The following is a 20,471-nucleotide window of genomic DNA, read 5'->3' on the forward strand; positions in this document are numbered from 1 at the left end:
GTTCTTCTGGCCGCTCTACTTTGGTGCACGCATTTCTCACCAGTCTGTCGGCCAACGGCGGAGAAATCTTAGGGCCGCGTGAGAAATGGACGGTTTTAGGACAGGATTCCCGCCGAACGGCGTGCCAGAGCGGCTGCGAGGGAATTTTTCACAACCGCCATAGGGACGACGGTTGCAAAATCTGTAACCCTTGATGACAATGCGACTAATTATCATTTGTGACGTTCGGGCTGGCGTGTCATGTCTTCACCTGAGTTGGTCGTACAGGCGCTTTACGGTAGTCATCACGGCTGGCTCAATGCCTGGTTGCGCGCGCGGCTGGGCAACGCAGCGGATGCGGCGGATCTGGCTCAGGACACTTTCCTGCGCCTGCTGCAACGTACTGAACGCCTCGAACTCAAAGCGCCTCGCGCTTTCCTGCGGACCATCGCGCGCGGCCTGGTGATCGATCATTGGCGTCGCGAGGAAATCGAGCGGGCCTATCTGGAAACCATTGCTCATTTGCCTGAAGGCGAAGTACCTGACGCCGAATCGCGCGCGTTGGTGCTGGAACTGCTGGAAAGCATTGCGCGCATGCTTGAGGGGTTGAAGCCGAAAGTGCGTCAGGCGTTTCTCCTGGCGCAGTGCGAAGGTTTGACTCACAAACAGATCGCCGAGCAGTTGGGCGTGTCGGTACGTTCAGTGGAACGCTACGTCGCCGATGCGCTGTATCACTGCTATGTGTTGCGATATGAAAGCTGATGCCTGTGGATAATCTCTCACTCGGTCGCCGCGTCGAGCCGCGTCAACACGTGGTCAAGCAAGCGATTCACTGGCTGCTGCGGCTGCGCAATAACCACGGCAATTCGCGGCTGACTCGCCAATGCGAGCAGTGGCGCGCCGAGCATCACGAACATGAAATCGCCTGGCAGCGGGTACAGTCGCTGCAAGCCGAATTGAGCTCCAGTCTGCGCGCCGTGCCGGGTGCGCAGGTCGCTTTCAATACCTTGGAAAACAGTGCGCAGGGGCTGGGCCGACGCCAGGCCTTGAAGTTGTTGTCGGGCGCGCTGTTGATGGGCTCCGCCGCGTGGCTGGCCAAGGACAGCGCCGCTTGGCAGCAATGGAGCGCCGACTACGCGACGGCGACCGGCGAACGGCGCGGTTTCCAGTTGCCCGACGGCACGCGCATCGAACTCAATACCGCCAGCGCCGTGGACCTGGATTACACCGCGCAGCAGCGCCTGATCAAACTGACCCGTGGCGAAATCATCGTTACCTGCGGTGGCTCTGACGAAGGCGCGGCGGCCGATCGACCGCTGCGCATACAGAATCGCCACGGGAGTTATGAACCGTTCGACGCGCGTTTCATTTTGCGTCAGGACGATCAGTGCACGCGGCTCAGCGTTACCCGCGGCCGAGTGTTGGTTCGCGCTGGCGGTCATTCCCTCGAAGCGCTCGCCGGGCAAAGTTTTCTGGTCGACCAAAGCGGTTTGCGCGCAGCGCCGACGCCGGATATGGATGCGGGCGCCTGGCTCGACGGTTTGGTCGTCACGCGCAATATGCGCCTGGGTGATTTTCTTGCTGAAGTCGCCCGTTATCGCCCGGGTTTTCTGAGTTGCGCGGCGGATATCGCAGACTTGCGCCTCTCTGGGGTGTTCCGTCTGGAGGACACCGACAGGCTGCTGGCGGTCCTGCCGCAGACGCTGCCGGTGCAATTGCGTTATCGCACCCGCTGGTGGGTGACTCTGGAGCGTGCGGTCTGAACATTTTTTGGCGGGTTTTCGCAGGCAGTCCGGCTTAGTCAGTAAGCACTTCAACTCAGCCCCCGCGACTGCCTACGGAAATCCACAATGACTGTCCGCGCCACTTGTAAGAACCCTCTGAATTTCACTGCAGAATCGACACTGCTGCGCCATGCGGTTCGGGCAGCGCTGTTGTCCACTGCGCTGGGCGTCAGCGTGTTACCGAGCCTGAGTCTGGCCGCCAACACCGGCACCGAGATCAGCCACCGCTACAACATTGCTGCCGGGCCATTGGGCGAGGCGTTGAATCAGTTTGCCCGGCAGGCCGGTATCACCCTGGCGATGACACCGCAACAGACTCAAGGTCAGCAATCACCCGGCGTGCAGGGTGAATATTCGACCGACCAGGCCTTGAGCCATTTGCTCGGCAGCTCAGGGTTGGAAGCCGTCAGCCAGGACGGCAGCAGCTACATTCTGCGCCCACTCGCTGAAAGCGAAGCTCTGGCCTTGCCGACCACTGATATCAAAGGTTTTGCCCTCGGCAACGCGCTGGGCAGCATGGCCGGCTACAACGCCACGCACAGCCAGATCGCCACCAAGACCAGTACCGCATTGCTGGAAACCTCGCAAAGCGTATCGGTGGTCACGCGCGAGCAAATGGATGACCAAGGCTCGCAGACCGTCTCGCAAGCGATGCGCTACGCCCCGGGCGTGCTGACCAACCCGTATGGCGCTACGCACCGTTACGACTACGTGGCGATGCGCGGTTTCAACGACGGCTCGGTGGACAACATCTACCTCGACGGCCTCAAGTCGATGGGCGACAGCGGCACCTACAGCACCATGCAGGTCGATCCGTATTTCCTTGAGCGTGTGGACATTCTCAAAGGCCCGTCGTCCGTGCTGTACGGCCGTAGCTCGCCCGGCGGTCTGGTCGCGCTGACCAGCAAAAAGCCGTTGTATGAGGCCTACCATCAGGTGCAGGCGACAGTGGGGACGCAAGGCCAGCGTGGGGTTGGTTTTGACTTCAGCGGTCCGGTCGATGACGACAAGCGCATTGCCTATCGTCTGACCGGACTAAGCGATCAGTCCGACACGCAATTCGACCATAACAAGGAAAAACGCTTCGCCCTTGCGCCGACGCTGAGCGTCGATTTCAGCGAAGACACCTCGCTGACTCTGCAAGCCTATCTGCAGCACGATCCGGACGGCGGCTATCACGGCGGCGTTCCGGCGGACGGCACAGTCCATCAGCGCAATGGCGAGCGCATCTCGCCGCGCTTCTTCGAGGGCGAGCCGGGGATCGATGGCTACTCCCGTGACCAGCAGTCGTTTGGCTATCAGTTCGAACATCGCTTCAACGATGTCTTCACCGCCCGGCAGAATTTCCGTTATCTCGATTCCAAAGTGAACATGGATCAGGTCTACGCCTATGGCTGGACCACTCCGACCAGCAATGAACTGAACCGTTATTACACCGGCGGTGATGAGCGCCTGCATGCGTTTATCGTCGACAACATGCTGCAGGCCGAATTCTTCACCGGCGCGACCAAGCACACAGTCCTGATGGGCGCGGATTATCAACGGCGCAAAACCGTGGTCGACTGGACCAGTGGTGGACTGGCGCCGATCAATGCGTTCAATCCGGTATACGGCAACTCGGCGATCGAAATGTACGGCGACACCAGCTATCTGCGTCGCCTCGAACAGACCGGTGTGTACCTGCAAGACCTGATCGAGATGGACAAGTGGCGCTTCTCGCTGGGCCTGCGTCAGGACTGGGTCGAGACATCCGATGAAAACCGCATCGCCGAAGCGGGGCGTCCGGTTGGTACAGAGATCAATGATCGGCGCACGAAACTCACTGGGCGTGCCGGCGCTTTATATCTGTTTGATAACGGTCTGGCGCCATACATCAGCTACTCCGAGTCTTTCAACCCGAACTCCTATGCCGACAGCGCCGGCAACCCATTGGCTCCTACCGATGGCACACAATGGGAAGTCGGTTTGAAGTACCAGCCGCCGGGCACCGACAATCTGTTCACCGCCTCGCTGTTCCGCATCGACCAGGAAAACCTCGCGACCAAACTGCCGCAGGAAAACTTCTATCGCGCAGTCGGCGCTGTGCGCTCGCAAGGTCTGGAGGTGGAGGCGCACATGCAACTGACCGACAACTTCAAAGTACTCGGCAGTTACACCTTCACTGATATCGAATATTCAAAATCGATGATCAGCACTTTGAGTACGCCGAGCGATGTAATCGAAAACAAGGGCAACTCGCCGACTCAAGCGCCGCGCCACATGGCCTCGCTGTGGGCTGACTACAAGTTCGACAGCGCCGCACTTGATGGGCTGCGCCTGGGTGGTGGGGTGCGCTATGTCGGCTACAGCTGGGCCGATGCGGAGAACACGATGAAGGTGCCGTCTTACACGCTGTTCGATGCCTCGATTGGTTATGACCTGGGCAAGGTCGGCTTGAAGGGTGTGGATGTACGGCTCAACGCGAACAACCTGACCAATGAATCCTATGTCGCGTCCTGCGCCAGCCTCAACTTCTGCTACATGGGCGAAGAACGCAACGTAGCGGCGACCGTCAGCTATCAGTTCTAAAGCCGTGTCCTGTGCATAAAAAGCCAGCCCCTGATATCAGGGGCTGGCTTTGTCGTTTCTTCGGGGGTGTTCTGTATGCGTGCGTTTCTGGTTTTATTGCATCGATATATCGGCCTGGCCATTGCGGTGTTTCTATTGCTGGCGGGCCTTACAGGCAGTGTGCTGGCGTTCAATCATGAACTGGATGAATGGCTGAATCCGCAATTCTATAAAGCGACGTCAGTGGGTGAGCGCCTGCCGCCCGGCGCGTTGGTAGAGGCGGTGCAAACTGCACATCCGAAACTGCAAGTCTGGTACATGGAGTATCCGCAGGAGGCGGGGCATACGGCGCTGCTGGCGGCCGTTCCGCGTAAAGATCCGGCGACGGGCCAGCCGTTCGATGAGCGCAATCAGGTGTTCTATCTGGACCCGATCAGCGCGGAGCAAAAAGGCGCGCGCTACTGGGGTGAATGCTGTTTTCAACGAGAGAACTTCATCCCGTTCATTCTGGAGTTTCATTACAACCTGACATTGCCCGGTAACTGGGGATTGCTGTTGATGGGTGGGGTGGCGATCGCGTGGGTGATCGACTGCTTTGTCGCATTGTTCCTGACCTTGCCGCGGGGCAAGCCCTTCTGGAAGAAGTGGGCGACTGCTTGGAAGGTCAAAGGCGGGCATGCCTACCGCTTGAACTTCGATCTGCATCGCGCCGGAGGATTGTGGTTGTGGCTGCTGCTGTTACCGATCGCCGTCAGCAGCGTGGCGATGAACTTGCCGAGCGTGGTGTTCAAGCCTGCAGTTTCGTTGTTTTCGCCCATCGAGCCGAGCGTTTATGAAGCCAGAGGACGAATGCCCGCCAATCAACTGGGGACGACACAGTTGAGTTATCAACAGGCGTACGAAAGGGCATTGCAGGAAGGGAAGCGATTAGGGCTGACGGTGGCAATCGGCGAGTTGTATTACAGCTTTGAGTACAACTTCTACGGCGCAGGATTTGGACAGCACGATACGGACGCACACGGTAAATCCTGGTTGTTTTTTCACGGTACCGATGGCCGATTATTGGGACAGGAGATCGCGGGACAGGGCACGCTTGGAGAGCAGTTCTATCGACTCCAGTTGCCCATACATGGGGGACGGATCATCGGGGTGACAGGGCAGGTAATAATCGCGGTACTGGGTGTGTTGATTGCGGGGTTGTCAGGGACTGGCGTTTATATCTGGTGGCGCAAGTGGCGGGCAAGACGCAGCAGCAAGACTCGCAGAATGGCATGATCTTTCGTACACGCTTAAATGACAAAACCCCTGTCTGCGTTAGCAGACAGGGGTTTCGGAATTCAATCTTGACGATGACCTACTCTCACATGGGGAAACCCCACACTACCATCGGCGATACATCGTTTCACTGCTGAGTTCGGGATGGGATCAGGTGGTTCCAATGTTCTATGGTCGTCAAGAAATTCTTTATCTGGCCCGTCAACACGGTAACAAGCCAGCAAAAACAGGAACTTCTACTAAAACAAAACCCCAACTGCTTTCGCAATTGGGGTTTCGGAATTTAATCTTGACGATGACCTACTCTCACATGGGGAAACCCCACACTACCATCGGCGATGCATCGTTTCACTGCTGAGTTCGGGATGGGATCAGGTGGTTCCAACGCTCTATGGTCGTCAAGAAATTCGGGTACTGACTCGGGACCAGATGGCCTCGCTTCAGCAAATTGGGTATGTGACAGCTAGGTGTTTGTGAGTTTCGAACTTTCGGTTCGTTTCGTCTTCACACACCGCAATCTGGTGCCTTTTCAGGTCAGCAAATTGCTTGGGTGTTATATGGTCAAGCCTCACGGGCAATTAGTATTGGTTAGCTCAACGCCTCACAGCGCTTACACACCCAACCTATCAACGTCGTAGTCTTCGACGGCCCTTCAGGGAACTCAAGGTTCCAGTGAGATCTCATCTTGAGGCAAGTTTCCCGCTTAGATGCTTTCAGCGGTTATCTTTCCCGAACATAGCTACCCGGCAATGCCACTGGCGTGACAACCGGAACACCAGAGGTTCGTCCACTCCGGTCCTCTCGTACTAGGAGCAGCCCCTCTCAAATCTCAAACGTCCACGGCAGATAGGGACCGAACTGTCTCACGACGTTCTAAACCCAGCTCGCGTACCACTTTAAATGGCGAACAGCCATACCCTTGGGACCGGCTTCAGCCCCAGGATGTGATGAGCCGACATCGAGGTGCCAAACACCGCCGTCGATATGAACTCTTGGGCGGTATCAGCCTGTTATCCCCGGAGTACCTTTTATCCGTTGAGCGATGGCCCTTCCATACAGAACCACCGGATCACTAAGACCTACTTTCGTACCTGCTCGACGTGTCTGTCTCGCAGTCAAGCGCGCTTTTGCCTTTATACTCTACGACCGATTTCCGACCGGTCTGAGCGCACCTTCGTACTCCTCCGTTACTCTTTAGGAGGAGACCGCCCCAGTCAAACTACCCACCATACACTGTCCTCGATCCGGATAACGGACCTGAGTTAGAACCTCAAAGTTGCCAGGGTGGTATTTCAAGGATGGCTCCACGCGAACTGGCGTCCACGCTTCAAAGCCTCCCACCTATCCTACACAAGCAAATTCAAAGTCCAGTGCAAAGCTATAGTAAAGGTTCACGGGGTCTTTCCGTCTAGCCGCGGATACACTGCATCTTCACAGCGATTTCAATTTCACTGAGTCTCGGGTGGAGACAGCGCCGCCATCGTTACGCCATTCGTGCAGGTCGGAACTTACCCGACAAGGAATTTCGCTACCTTAGGACCGTTATAGTTACGGCCGCCGTTTACCGGGGCTTCGATCAAGAGCTTCGCGTTAGCTAACCCCATCAATTAACCTTCCGGCACCGGGCAGGCGTCACACCCTATACGTCCACTTTCGTGTTTGCAGAGTGCTGTGTTTTTAATAAACAGTCGCAGCGGCCTGGTATCTTCGACCGGCATGAGCTTACGGAGCAAGTCCTTCACCCTCACCGGCGCACCTTCTCCCGAAGTTACGGTGCCATTTTGCCTAGTTCCTTCACCCGAGTTCTCTCAAGCGCCTTGGTATTCTCTACCCAACCACCTGTGTCGGTTTGGGGTACGGTTCCTGGTTACCTGAAGCTTAGAAGCTTTTCTTGGAAGCATGGCATCAACCACTTCGTGTTCTAAAAGAACACTCGTCATCAGCTCTCGGCCTTAAGATCCCGGATTTACCTAAGATCTCAGCCTACCACCTTAAACTTGGACAACCAACGCCAAGCTGGCCTAGCCTTCTCCGTCCCTCCATCGCAATAACCAGAAGTACAGGAATATTAACCTGTTTTCCATCGACTACGCTTTTCAGCCTCGCCTTAGGGACCGACTAACCCTGCGTCGATTAACGTTGCGCAGGAAACCTTGGTCTTTCGGCGTGGGTGTTTTTCACACCCATTGTCGTTACTCATGTCAGCATTCGCACTTCTGATACCTCCAGCAAGCTTCTCAACTCACCTTCACAGGCTTACAGAACGCTCCTCTACCGCATCATCCTAAGATGATACCCGTAGCTTCGGTGTATGGTTTGAGCCCCGTTACATCTTCCGCGCAGGCCGACTCGACTAGTGAGCTATTACGCTTTCTTTAAAGGGTGGCTGCTTCTAAGCCAACCTCCTAGCTGTCTAAGCCTTCCCACATCGTTTCCCACTTAACCATAACTTTGGGACCTTAGCTGACGGTCTGGGTTGTTTCCCTTTTCACGACGGACGTTAGCACCCGCCGTGTGTCTCCCATGCTCGGCACTTGTAGGTATTCGGAGTTTGCATCGGTTTGGTAAGTCGGGATGACCCCCTAGCCGAAACAGTGCTCTACCCCCTACAGTGATACATGAGGCGCTACCTAAATAGCTTTCGAGGAGAACCAGCTATCTCCGAGCTTGATTAGCCTTTCACTCCGATCCACAGGTCATCCGCTAACTTTTCAACGGTAGTCGGTTCGGTCCTCCAGTCAGTGTTACCTAACCTTCAACCTGCCCATGGATAGATCGCCCGGTTTCGGGTCTATTCCCAGCGACTAGACGCCCTATTAAGACTCGCTTTCGCTACGCCTCCCCTATTCGGTTAAGCTCGCCACTGAAAATAAGTCGCTGACCCATTATACAAAAGGTACGCAGTCACAGAACAAAGTCTGCTCCCACTGCTTGTACGCATACGGTTTCAGGATCTATTTCACTCCCCTCTCCGGGGTTCTTTTCGCCTTTCCCTCACGGTACTAGTTCACTATCGGTCAGTCAGTAGTATTTAGCCTTGGAGGATGGTCCCCCCATATTCAGACAAAGTTTCTCGTGCTCCGTCCTACTCGATTTCATGACTAAGAGATTTTCGCGTACAGGGCTATCACCCACTATGGCCGCACTTTCCAGAGCGTTCCGCTAATCTCAAAGCCACTTAAGGGCTAGTCCCCGTTCGCTCGCCACTACTAAGGGAATCTCGGTTGATTTCTTTTCCTCAGGGTACTTAGATGTTTCAGTTCCCCTGGTTCGCCTCTTGCACCTATGTATTCAGTACAAGATAACCATCTTATGATGGCTGGGTTCCCCCATTCAGACATCTCCGGATCAAAGTCTGTTTGCCGACTCCCCGAAGCTTTTCGCAGGCTACCACGTCTTTCATCGCCTCTGACTGCCAAGGCATCCACCGTATGCGCTTCTTCACTTGACCATATAACCCCAAGCAATCTGGTTATACTGTGAAGACGACATTCGCCGAAAATTCGAATTTCTCAACTAAGAGAACTCACAAATTTTACCTTAGCCTGATCCGTTACCAGTGAAAGTAACGTTCAGTCTATCTTTCTATCACATACCCAAATTTTTAAAGAACGATCTAGTCAAAGACTAGAAATCAACATTCATCACCAAACCGGTGGAATGCTCATTTCTAAGCTTTCAAACTTCAGAAGCAGTAGTGGTGGAGCCAAGCGGGATCGAACCGCTGACCTCCTGCGTGCAAGGCAGGCGCTCTCCCAGCTGAGCTATGGCCCCGTATTTCTACAGGCGTTTCCCACACAAAATTGGTGGGTCTGGGCAGATTCGAACTGCCGACCTCACCCTTATCAGGGGTGCGCTCTAACCAACTGAGCTACAGACCCAATTTCGGGCTGCTTCTATCGTCTTCTTCAATGAATCAAGCAATTCGTGTGGGAGCTCATGCAGCAGCTGATGTCGTCGATTAAGGAGGTGATCCAGCCGCAGGTTCCCCTACGGCTACCTTGTTACGACTTCACCCCAGTCATGAATCACACCGTGGTAACCGTCCTCCCGAAGGTTAGACTAGCTACTTCTGGTGCAACCCACTCCCATGGTGTGACGGGCGGTGTGTACAAGGCCCGGGAACGTATTCACCGCGACATTCTGATTCGCGATTACTAGCGATTCCGACTTCACGCAGTCGAGTTGCAGACTGCGATCCGGACTACGATCGGTTTTATGGGATTAGCTCCACCTCGCGGCTTGGCAACCCTTTGTACCGACCATTGTAGCACGTGTGTAGCCCAGGCCGTAAGGGCCATGATGACTTGACGTCATCCCCACCTTCCTCCGGTTTGTCACCGGCAGTCTCCTTAGAGTGCCCACCATTACGTGCTGGTAACTAAGGACAAGGGTTGCGCTCGTTACGGGACTTAACCCAACATCTCACGACACGAGCTGACGACAGCCATGCAGCACCTGTCTCAATGCTCCCGAAGGCACCAATCCATCTCTGGAAAGTTCATTGGATGTCAAGGCCTGGTAAGGTTCTTCGCGTTGCTTCGAATTAAACCACATGCTCCACCGCTTGTGCGGGCCCCCGTCAATTCATTTGAGTTTTAACCTTGCGGCCGTACTCCCCAGGCGGTCAACTTAATGCGTTAGCTGCGCCACTAAGAGCTCAAGGCTCCCAACGGCTAGTTGACATCGTTTACGGCGTGGACTACCAGGGTATCTAATCCTGTTTGCTCCCCACGCTTTCGCACCTCAGTGTCAGTATCAGTCCAGGTGGTCGCCTTCGCCACTGGTGTTCCTTCCTATATCTACGCATTTCACCGCTACACAGGAAATTCCACCACCCTCTACCATACTCTAGCTTGCCAGTTTTGGATGCAGTTCCCAGGTTGAGCCCGGGGATTTCACATCCAACTTAACAAACCACCTACGCGCGCTTTACGCCCAGTAATTCCGATTAACGCTTGCACCCTCTGTATTACCGCGGCTGCTGGCACAGAGTTAGCCGGTGCTTATTCTGTCGGTAACGTCAAAATTGCAGAGTATTAATCTACAACCCTTCCTCCCAACTTAAAGTGCTTTACAATCCGAAGACCTTCTTCACACACGCGGCATGGCTGGATCAGGCTTTCGCCCATTGTCCAATATTCCCCACTGCTGCCTCCCGTAGGAGTCTGGACCGTGTCTCAGTTCCAGTGTGACTGATCATCCTCTCAGACCAGTTACGGATCGTCGCCTTGGTGAGCCATTACCTCACCAACTAGCTAATCCGACCTAGGCTCATCTGATAGCGCAAGGCCCGAAGGTCCCCTGCTTTCTCCCGTAGGACGTATGCGGTATTAGCGTTCCTTTCGAAACGTTGTCCCCCACTACCAGGCAGATTCCTAGGCATTACTCACCCGTCCGCCGCTGAATCCAGGAGCAAGCTCCTCTCATCCGCTCGACTTGCATGTGTTAGGCCTGCCGCCAGCGTTCAATCTGAGCCATGATCAAACTCTTCAGTTCAAACATCTTTGGGTTTTTAAGAAACCCTAAACTTGGCTCAGCAATCGTTGGTTACATCTTTGATTTCTCGCGGAGTAACTTGTGATGCTGATAATCTTGTTGACTATCAGTCTGACTGCACAAGCACCCACACGAATTGCTTGATTCAGTTGTTAAAGAGCGATTGGTTAAGATCTTTCGTCTCAACCGAGGCGCGCATTCTACAGCAGCCTCATTTGCTGTCAAGTGATTATTTTCAGAAGTTTTCGAAGAATTCTTCAACAACTTCAACCACTTGCGCTTCCGATCTCTCGTTAGCGGGAGGCGAATTCTACAGCGTTGATCGCTGCTGTCAACACCTCTTTTTCTCCGCTTTCGACCGAGAAGATCGAACCGTTAAAAGAGCTACACATCACTGCCCTTTCAACTCCTTCCAGGCTTCGATGACCTGAAGCAAGCCGCTGTCGAAAACTGCGTAACTCTCTGAATCTCAAGGAGTTTTCCGTTTCGACTGCGCCGGAAGTGGGGCGAATTATAGACCTCTGGAATCTGCCGTCAACCGTTAATTTCGCTTTTCTTTCAATAACTTGCGTATTGGTTAAAAAACATCCAATCAAATGAGAAAAGAGCTTCTTCTATATAGAAGAAGACTTAAAGGACGCCTTCCTCCTTTAACGCAGCCACCGCGCCGGCCCCCAGACCCAGCACCCGCTGCAGAACCTCTAATGTGTGCTCACCTAATAAAGGAGGCGAATGACGATATTCAACGGGCGTCTCCGACAATCGAATCGGGCTGGCCACCTGAGGCACCATCCCCGCCAATGCATGAGGTAGCTCGATAGCCAGACCGCGCGCCTTCACCTGGGGATCTTCAAACACCTGCGACAAATCATTGATCGGCCCACAAGGCACGCCCGCCTGTTCCAGTTGTGCAACCCACTCGGCGGTCGTCTTGAAGACCGTAGCTTGGCGGATCAACGGGATCAGCACCGCGCGGTTCGCTACCCGCAGCTTGTTGGTCGCGAAGCGCGGATCATCCGCCCACTGCGGTCGGCCAGCCACCTCTGCGAACTTGCGGAACTGCCCGTCATTACCCACGGTAAGAATGAAGTCACCATCCGCCGTAGGAAAGTCCTGATAAGGCACGATGTTGGGATGCGCATTTCCCAGACGCTTTGGCGCATTGCCCGTGGTCAGGTAGTTCATCGCCTGGTTAGCCAGACACGCGACCTGCACATCCAGCAACGCCATATCGATGTGCTGGCCACCACCGTCGTGATCGCGATGAGCCAACGCCGCGAGGATCGCCACCGTTGAATACAGCCCAGTAAGAATATCCGTGAGCGCGACACCGACTTTCACCGGACCGGCGCCCTCATCTCCGTCAGGCCGGCCGGTCAGGCTCATCAAGCCGCCAAGCCCCTGGATCATGAAGTCATACCCTGCGCGCTTCGCGTACGGGCCGGTCTGGCCGAAGCCGGTGATTGAGCAGTAGATCAGATTCGGGTTGAGAACCCTCAGCGACTCATAGTCCAGACCATAGGCCGCCAGACCACCTACTTTGAAATTCTCAATCATAATGTCCGACTTCGCCGCCAGGTCGCGCACCAGCTTCTGACCTTCAGAACGGGTGAAGTCGATGGTCACCGATTGCTTGTTGCGGTTGGCCGAGAGGTAATAAGCCGCTTCCGATGTGTTCTCGCCGTAAGCGTCTTTAAGAAAGGGCGGGCCCCAAGCGCGGGTGTCATCACCATTGCCCGGGCGCTCGACCTTGATCACCTCGGCACCCAGGTCGGCGAGGATCTGTCCGGCCCAAGGCCCGGCCAGCACTCGTGATAAATCCAGTACCCGTAGATGCGACAGCGCGCCCATGGTCCGCCCTCCTATTAATAGAACGCCTGCAGACCGGTTTGCGCACGCCCGAGGATCAGCGCGTGAACGTCGTGGGTACCTTCATAGGTATTCACCACTTCCAGGTTGACCAGATGACGGGCCACGCCGAACTCATCGGAGATACCATTGCCACCGAGCATGTCGCGCGCCATCCGCGCAATATCCAGCGACTTGCCGCAGGAGTTGCGCTTCATGATCGAAGTGATTTCAACGGCGGCGGTACCCTCGTCTTTCATCCGGCCCAGTCGCAAGCAGCCTTGCAGCGCCAGAGTGATCTCGGTCTGCATGTCGGCGAGTTTCTTCTGCACCAGTTGAGTCGCGGCCAACGGTCGACCGAATTGCTGACGATCCAGAGTGTATTGACGCGCGGTGTGCCAGCAGAACTCGGCCGCGCCCAGTGCGCCCCAGGAAATGCCGTAGCGTGCGGAGTTGAGGCAGGTGAACGGACCTTTCAGACCTCGGACGTCCGGGAAGATGTTTTCTTCCGGCACGAACACATTGTCCATGACGATCTCGCCGGTGATGGAAGCGCGCAGGCCGACCTTACCGTGAATCGCCGGAGCGCTCAGACCTTTCCAGCCTTTCTCCAGAACGAATCCACGGATATCGCCGGCATCATCCTTGGCCCAGACCACGAATACGTCAGCGATCGGGCTGTTGGTGATCCACATCTTCGCGCCGGTCAGGCTGTAGCCGCCATCGACCTTGCGCGCCCGGCTGATCATCGCGCCCGGATCGGAACCGTGGTTTGGCTCGGTCAGACCGAAGCAACCGATCCATTCGCCGGAAGCCAGTTTCGGCAGGTACTTCTGCTTCTGTGCTTCGGTACCGAATTCGTTGATCGGCACCATCACTAGCGAGGACTGCACGCTCATCATCGAGCGATAGCCGGAGTCGACGCGCTCGACCTCACGGGCAATCAGGCCGTAGCTGACATAGTTCAGACCGCTGCCACCGTATTGTTCGGGAATGGTCGCACCGAGCAGGCCGACTTCACCCATCTCGCGGAAGATTGCCGGGTCGGTCTTTTCATGACGGAAAGCTTCGAGCACACGCGGGGCGAGACTCTGTTGAGCGAACTGCGCGGCGGTGTCGCGGATCATCCGCTCTTCTTCGGTGAGCTGTTGATCCAGCAGCAGGGGATCGATCCAGTTGAAGCTAGCTTTACCGCCCATGAGTGTGCCCTCGCAATCGGGTGAATTAACGTGGCATTGATCCTAGGCGCGGTTCGCCTTCGGAGCAAACGAGGATTTCGCATTCTGTTGTGCTAATTTCTCACTCCGTACCGTCGCGAATAGCCTTTTATGCGGCGCATTAGTGAGGTTGACGTACATGCGCAGGAAGATCCCCAGCACCGCCGCCCTGATCAGTTTCGAAGCTGCCGCCCGCCATGAGAGCTTTACCCGTGCTGCTGAAGAACTGTCGCTCACCCAAGGCGCCATTTGCCGACAGATCGCCAGCCTGGAAGATTTCCTCAGCGTGGAACTGTTCCGACGCTCGCGACGTGGAGTGAAACTGACCGAGGCGGGTCTTTCCTACAGTCGTCGGGTGGCGACTCAGCTCGATGCAGTGGAGCGCGACACCCTCTCGGTGATGGGCCAGCAGGGCACCAACGTCATCGAGCTCGCCGTCGTCCCGACCTTCGGCACGCAATGGCTGCTGCCACGCCTCAAGGATTTCCAGCTCAAGCACCCTGAAGTGACCGTCAACCTGACCAACCGCACCCGGCCATTCCTGTTTGCCGACACCGAATTCGATGCCGCGATTTACTTCGGCGACGCCGACTGGTCGGGTACCGAATCCCACAGATTGATGGGCGAGAATCCGATGCCGGTGTGCAGCCCCACCCTACTTGGCAATCGCAAACATCTGACAGCGCAAGCCATCGCTGAACTACCGCTGCTGCAGCAAACCACCCGACCTTACGCCTGGCGCCAATGGTTCAACTCGCAGCAATTGAATATCCCTCGCGACATGACAGGTCCACGCTACGAGCTATTCTCCATGCTTGCCCAGGCAGCCATGCACGACATGGGCGTCGCGCTGATTCCGCCGTTTCTGATTCAGCGCGAGCTGACAGAGAAACGTCTGGTGGTTGCCAACTCTCAAGCGCTTTCCAGCATCAAGGCCTATTACCTGATGATTCCGGAGCGAAAGGTCGAATCGGCATCGCTGAAGGCATTTCGTGACTGGCTGGTAAATCAGGCGCAGAGCTACAGCCTAGAAGAATAAAGGCTTTGCGCAATACCTAACCCCGTAGTCAGAAAAACCAAAGCCCTACAGATATAACTATATGTCGCTTTTAAGCAGACTGTATCCGAAAGTCGTACAGACGTCCCACAAGCTACCAAACACGTGGCTTTGAGCCTCTAATGGCGACTCATTGCTGCCTATTCACGCCACCGATGCGAATTTTTTTCAAATTCAGCCAGAATCCTTGCAGGGCACGGCCTGCAAGGGGTTCAACTGGCCATCTGCGACATTCGGTCACGGCATGACTTGTAGTTAATTTTCCGTCACCCGTCATAATCCCTTGAAGGGCATAAAGTTCGCCTGCAAAATGCCGCGCCCCGCCCTGATTCGGCGGGATCGTGCTGATCGGCCGCCCCAGTCGCACCATCCGTAGTGCATGGGTTTACTCAATAAGATCACGCAGGAGATTTGACGTGCACATTGGTGTTCCTCTCGAAACCCAGACCGGTGAAACACGGGTTGCTGCAACCCCGGAAACCATCAAGAAGCTGATCAGCCAAGGCCATAAGGTCACTGTGCAAAGCGGCGCTGGCGTCAAAGCCAGTGTCGTCGACAGTGCCTATGAAGCGGCCGGCGCAAGCATTGGCAGCGCCAATGACGCGTTTGGCGCCGAGCTGATTCTCAAAGTGGTCGCGCCAAGCGATGCCGAACTGCCGCTGATCAAGCGCGGCACGGTGCTCGTGGGCATGCTCAACCCGTTCAACAACGAGACCATCGCGAAGATGGCCGAATGCGGCATTACCGCGTTCGCCCTCGAAGCGGCGCCGCGCACCTCGCGGGCGCAGAGTCTTGATGTGTTGTCGTCGCAGGCGAACATCGCCGGCTACAAAGCGGTGTTGCTCGCGGCTCACTATTACCCACGCTTCATGCCGATGCTGATGACTGCTGCGGGTACCGTGAAAGCGGCGCGGGTGCTGATTCTTGGTGCAGGCGTGGCCGGTTTGCAGGCGATTGCCACGGCGAAACGCCTGGGTGCGGTGATCGAAGCGTCCGACGTGCGCCCAGCGGTGAAGGAACAGATCGAATCCCTCGGCGCGAAGTTCGTCGACGTGCCTTACGAGACCGATGAAGAGCGCGAATGCGCCGTCGGTGTCGGCGGTTACGCGCGGCCGATGCCGGCGAGTTGGATGCAGCGTCAGGCCCAGGCCGTGCACGAGCGCGCCAAGCAGGCCGATATCGTCATCACCACCGCGCTGATTCCGGGCCGCAAAGCGCCGACGCTGCTCAGCGCCGAGACCGTGGCGCAGATGAAGCCGGGCTCGGTGGTCATCGACCTAGCGGCCGCTCAGGGTGGCAACTGTCCGCTGACCGTCGCCGATCAGGTCGTTGTGGAAAACGGTGTGACGATCGTCGGTCCGACCAACCTCGCCGGTGAAGTCGCCGCCGACGCTTCGGCGCTGTACGCACGCAACCTGCTGGACTTCCTCAAGCTGGTGTTCACCAAGGAAGGCCAGTTCGACGTCAACCTCGAAGACGACATCGTCGCCGCGTGCCTGATGTGCCGCGACGGCCAAGTCATCCGCAAAAACGCCTAAGCAGGGATTCAGACGATGGAAGAGCTTATCTCCCCCGGTATCTACAACCTGATCATCTTCGTGCTGGCGATTTATGTCGGTTACCACGTGGTCTGGAACGTTACACCTGCGCTGCACACGCCGTTGATGGCAGTCACAAACGCCATTTCCGCGATCGTGATCGTCGGCGCCATGCTCGCCGCTGCGCTGACAGTCACGCCTTTGGGCAAGACCATGGGCACGCTGGCTGTGGCACTGGCGGCGGTCAATGTGTTCGGTGGCTTCCTGGTCACTCGCCGCATGCTTGAGATGTTCAAAAAGAAAGCCCCGAAAGCAAAAGAAGAGGCGCCGAAGTAATGAGCATGAATCTCGTGACGACGCTCTACCTGATCGCGTCGATCTGCTTTATCCAGGCCCTCAAAGGCCTGTCCCACCCGACCACCTCGCGGCGCGGCAACCTGTTCGGCATGCTTGGCATGGCGCTGGCCATCATCACAACGGTCGGCCTGATCTATAAGCTCGGGGCTGAGCTCGCTACAGCCGGTATCGGTTACGTCATCGTTGGCCTGCTGGTCGGCGGCACCGCCGGTTCGATCATGGCCAAACGCGTTGAAATGACCAAGATGCCGGAACTGGTAGCGTTCATGCACAGCATGATCGGCCTCGCGGCGGTGTTCATTGCCATTGCGGCAGTGGTTGAGCCGCAGTCGTTGGGTATCGTTAAACAGCTGGGCGATGCGATCCCGGCGGGCAACCGTCTGGAGCTGTTCCTCGGTGCGGCAATCGGTGCGATCACTTTCTCCGGCTCGGTGATTGCCTTTGGCAAGCTCTCGGGCAAGTACAAGTTCCGCCTGTTCCAGGGCGCACCGGTACAGTTCAGTGGCCAGCACAAGCTCAATGCGATTCTGGGTCTGGCAACGCTGGTTCTCGGTCTGACTTTCATGTTCACCGGCAACCTTACGGCGTTCGCACTGATGCTGGCGCTGGCGTTCGTGATGGGCGTGCTGATCATCATCCCGATCGGCGGCGCCGACATGCCGGTGGTGGTGTCGATGCTCAACAGCTATTCCGGCTGGGCGGCGGCGGGGATCGGCTTCTCGCTGAACAACTCGATGTTGATCATTGCCGGCTCGCTGGTGGGTTCGAGCGGTGCGATCCTCTCGTACATCATGTGCAAGGCAATGAACCGCTCCTTCTTCAATGTGCTGCTAGGCGGTTTCGGCAACACAGCCGATGCAGGTCCTGTCGGTGCGCAGGAAGCCCGCCCGGTGAAATCCGGCTCGGCGGATGACGCGACTTTCCTGCTGACCAACGCCGACACCGTGATCATCGTGCCGGGTTATGGCTTAGCAGTAGCGCGTGCACAACATGCGCTGAAGGAGCTGACCGAGAAGCTGACCCATCGTGGCGTGACTGTGAAGTACGCGATCCACCCGGTGGCCGGTCGGATGCCTGGGCATATGAACGTCCTGCTCGCCGAGGCCGAAGTGCCTTACGACCAGGTGTTCGAGATGGAAGACATCAACTCCGAGTTCGGTCAGGCCGACGTGGTGCTGGTGCTCGGCGCGAACGACGTGGTCAACCCGGCCGCGAAGAACGATCCGAAGTCACCGATTGCCGGCATGCCGATTCTCGAAGCGTTCAAGGCCAAGACCATCATCGTCAACAAGCGCTCGATGGCCAGCGGCTATGCCGGTCTGGACAACGAACTGTTCTATCTGGACAAGACCATGATGGTTTTCGGCGATGCGAAGAAAGTCATCGAAGACATGGTCAAAGCGGTCGAGTAATTCACCACTGCAATAGCGAACGCCCCGACTTGTCGGGGCGTTTTTGTTTGCGCCAGACGCTGGACAATTTGCCGCGTTGTTGCAGATCCGGTAACGGTGTTTTACTGCAAACCCGCGAAATAGAGGCCTCGTTTGCGACCTTGGTAGCGGGACAGGCGCCGGCCAAATTCACTAGACTGCGCATCCTGCTACTCGTTGCCCGAGATAATAATCCATGTACCGTGACCGTATTCGCCTGCCTTCGTTGTTGGATAAAGTGATGAGCGCTGCCGACGCCGCTGCTCTGATTGAGGACGGCATGACCGTCGGCATGAGCGGTTTCACCCGCGCCGGCGAAGCCAAGGCCGTTCCCCACGCACTGGCCGAGCGCGCCAAGGTCACGCCGCTGAAGATCAGCCTGATGACTGGCGCCAGCCTGGGCAACGACCTCGACAAGCAACTGACCGAGGCCGGCGTGCTGTCGCGGCGCATGCCGTTTCAGGTCGACAGCACGTTGCGCAAGGCAATCAACGCCGGCGAAGTAATGTTCATTGATCAGCATCTCTCGGAAACCGTAGAGCAACTGCGCAACCAGCAATTGAAGCTGCCGGACATTGCCGTCATCGAGGCAGTCGCCATCACCGAACAAGGCCATATCGTGCCGACCACTTCGGTGGGCAACTCGGCCAGCTTCGCGATCTTCGCCAAACAAGTGATCGTCGAGATCAACCTGGCCCACAACGCCAACCTCGAAGGCCTGCACGACATTTATATCCCGACGTACCGCCCGACGCGGACGCCAATCCCGCTGGTGAAAGTCGACGATCGCATCGGCAGCACGGCGATCCCGATTCCACCGGAGAAGATCGTTGCGATTGTCATCACTCAGCAATCGGACTCGCCATCCACAGTATCGGTACCGGACGTTGACACCAATGCCATCGCTGAACACCTGATCACTTTTTTCAAGCAGGAAGTCGCGGCCGGGCGCATGACCAACAAGCTTGGCCCACTGCAGGCCGGCATCGGCAACATCGCCAACGCAGTGATGTGCGGCTTGATCGACTCGCCGTTCGAAGACCTCACCATGTACTCGGAAGTGCTGCAGGACTCGACCTTCGACCTGATCGATGCCGGCAAGCTGAGCTTCGCCTCGGGCAGTTCGATCACCCTGTCCGAGCGCCGCAACAGCGACGTGTTCGGCAACCTGGAGAAGTACAAGGACAAACTGATTCTGCGGCCGCAGGAGATCTCCAATCACCCGGAAGTGGTGCGGCGTCTGGGCATCATTGGCATCAACACTGCGCTGGAGTTTGATATCTACGGCAACGTCAACTCTACCCATGTCTGCGGTACGCGGATGATGAACGGCATCGGCGGCTCCGGCGACTTCGCGCGCAATGCGCATCTGGCGGTATTCGTGACCAAATCGATCGCCAAGGGTGGCGCCATCTCCAGCGTGGTGCCCATGGTCAGCCACGTCGACCATACCGAGCATGACGTCGACATTCTGGTAACCGAGGTCGGCCTCGCCGACCTGCGTGGCCTGGCGCCACGGGAACGTGCACGAGTGATCATCGACAACTGCGTGCATCCGGACTTCCGCCAGGCACTGAATGATTACTTCAGCGCTGCCTGTGCAATCGGCGGTCACACCCCGCATATTCTGCGCGAAGCCCTGAGCTGGCATATGAACCTGGAAGAAACCGGGCGCATGCTGGCAGTGTGATTCACACAGATACCCACCGAGGCAAACACAGTTTTGCCTCGGTGGATGCCCGCGAGAAGCAGGATCGCAAAAAACTGTACTGCTGTACCGGTCTTTTCCTACCGCAAACTCCTACTCAACCCCCTGATACGAGCCGAAATGCACCAATCAAGTGCAGACAGGTACAGTTTGCCCAATTTCGACCCGTACACCATCCATAAACAGTTAACTGCTCACTCACAATACAAATGAACTGTATCTACAGAGACTA

At 56.5% G+C, this 20,471-nt stretch carries 11 protein-coding genes, 2 tRNA genes and 4 rRNA genes; 9 read left to right on the plus strand and 8 right to left on the minus strand.

Going from position 1 to position 20,471, the window contains the following annotated elements; translation table 11 throughout:
* Positions 1–240: 240 nt before the first annotated feature.
* From ACV8MC_RS05915 to ACV8MC_RS05930, 4 genes are all read left to right on the plus strand, one after another.
* Complete coding sequence (locus tag ACV8MC_RS05915; protein WP_041479723.1) at positions 241–741, plus strand: sigma-70 family RNA polymerase sigma factor; 501 nt, start codon at positions 241–243, stop codon at positions 739–741.
* Complete coding sequence (locus ACV8MC_RS05920) at positions 741–1,742, plus strand: FecR domain-containing protein (protein WP_095181158.1); 1,002 nt, start codon at positions 741–743, stop codon at positions 1,740–1,742. The genes ACV8MC_RS05915 and ACV8MC_RS05920 overlap by 1 nt, the downstream gene beginning before the upstream one ends.
* Positions 1,743–1,829: 87 nt before the next feature.
* A complete protein-coding gene (locus ACV8MC_RS05925) occupies positions 1,830–4,331 on the plus strand; it encodes a TonB-dependent siderophore receptor (protein ID WP_457264749.1) in 2,502 nt (833 codons plus the stop codon).
* 75 nt (positions 4,332–4,406) lie between these two features.
* Complete coding sequence (locus ACV8MC_RS05930) at positions 4,407–5,585, plus strand: PepSY-associated TM helix domain-containing protein (protein ID WP_457264751.1); 1,179 nt, start codon at positions 4,407–4,409, stop codon at positions 5,583–5,585.
* Between the two features lie 66 nt (positions 5,586–5,651).
* Here the strand turns inward: ACV8MC_RS05930 and rrf (ACV8MC_RS05935) are convergent.
* The 8 genes from rrf (ACV8MC_RS05935) to ACV8MC_RS05970 all read right to left on the minus strand — a co-directional run bounded on the left by rrf (ACV8MC_RS05935) (position 5,652) and on the right by ACV8MC_RS05970 (position 14,131).
* Positions 5,652–5,767, minus strand: a 5S ribosomal RNA gene (gene rrf / locus ACV8MC_RS05935).
* Positions 5,768–5,872: 105 nt separating this feature from the next.
* A 5S ribosomal RNA gene (gene rrf, locus ACV8MC_RS05940) occupies positions 5,873–5,988 on the minus strand.
* A gap of 154 nt (positions 5,989–6,142) precedes the next feature.
* Positions 6,143–9,036: ribosomal RNA gene (locus ACV8MC_RS05945) — 23S ribosomal RNA — on the minus strand.
* A gap of 247 nt (positions 9,037–9,283) precedes the next feature.
* Positions 9,284–9,359: transfer RNA gene (locus ACV8MC_RS05950), tRNA-Ala, on the minus strand.
* Positions 9,360–9,389: 30 nt separating this feature from the next.
* Positions 9,390–9,466 (minus strand) — tRNA-Ile (locus ACV8MC_RS05955).
* 81 nt (positions 9,467–9,547) lie between these two features.
* Positions 9,548–11,084: ribosomal RNA gene (locus ACV8MC_RS05960) — 16S ribosomal RNA — on the minus strand.
* Together the 16S, 23S and 5S rRNA genes with 2 tRNA genes alongside form the textbook arrangement of a ribosomal RNA operon.
* A 630-nt stretch (positions 11,085–11,714) precedes the next feature.
* Positions 11,715–12,935, minus strand: a complete 1,221-nt coding sequence (locus ACV8MC_RS05965; protein ID WP_457264753.1) for a CaiB/BaiF CoA transferase family protein — start codon at positions 12,933–12,935, stop codon at positions 11,715–11,717.
* Positions 12,936–12,949: 14 nt separating this feature from the next.
* Positions 12,950–14,131 (minus strand): acyl-CoA dehydrogenase, encoded by a 1,182-nt coding sequence (locus ACV8MC_RS05970; RefSeq protein WP_024015035.1) that lies wholly within the window; start codon positions 14,129–14,131, stop codon positions 12,950–12,952.
* A gap of 157 nt (positions 14,132–14,288) precedes the next feature.
* On the opposite strand from ACV8MC_RS05970, the gene ACV8MC_RS05975 reads away from it, so the two are divergent.
* The 5 genes from ACV8MC_RS05975 to ACV8MC_RS05995 all read left to right on the plus strand — a co-directional run bounded on the left by ACV8MC_RS05975 (position 14,289) and on the right by ACV8MC_RS05995 (position 20,221).
* Positions 14,289–15,188 carry a LysR family transcriptional regulator gene (locus ACV8MC_RS05975; RefSeq protein ID WP_056791320.1) on the plus strand — a complete coding sequence of 300 codons (900 nt, stop codon included), beginning with the start codon at positions 14,289–14,291 and terminating at the stop codon, positions 15,186–15,188.
* A gap of 434 nt (positions 15,189–15,622) precedes the next feature.
* Entirely contained in the window at positions 15,623–16,744 is a 1,122-nt protein-coding gene (locus ACV8MC_RS05980; RefSeq protein WP_041476446.1) for a Re/Si-specific NAD(P)(+) transhydrogenase subunit alpha, read from the plus strand.
* Between the two features lie 15 nt (positions 16,745–16,759).
* Complete coding sequence (locus tag ACV8MC_RS05985) at positions 16,760–17,080, plus strand: NAD(P) transhydrogenase subunit alpha (protein ID WP_003220416.1); 321 nt, start codon at positions 16,760–16,762, stop codon at positions 17,078–17,080.
* Positions 17,080–18,513, plus strand: coding sequence for an NAD(P)(+) transhydrogenase (Re/Si-specific) subunit beta (locus tag ACV8MC_RS05990; RefSeq protein ID WP_252879194.1), 1,434 nt, complete (start codon positions 17,080–17,082; stop codon positions 18,511–18,513). The genes ACV8MC_RS05985 and ACV8MC_RS05990 overlap by 1 nt, the downstream gene beginning before the upstream one ends.
* A gap of 214 nt (positions 18,514–18,727) precedes the next feature.
* Complete coding sequence (locus tag ACV8MC_RS05995) at positions 18,728–20,221, plus strand: acetyl-CoA hydrolase/transferase family protein (protein WP_071173986.1); 1,494 nt, start codon at positions 18,728–18,730, stop codon at positions 20,219–20,221.
* The last annotated feature ends 250 nt before the right edge of the window (positions 20,222–20,471 follow it).

Source organism: Pseudomonas sp. PK-RTE-24, assembly GCF_054052265.1.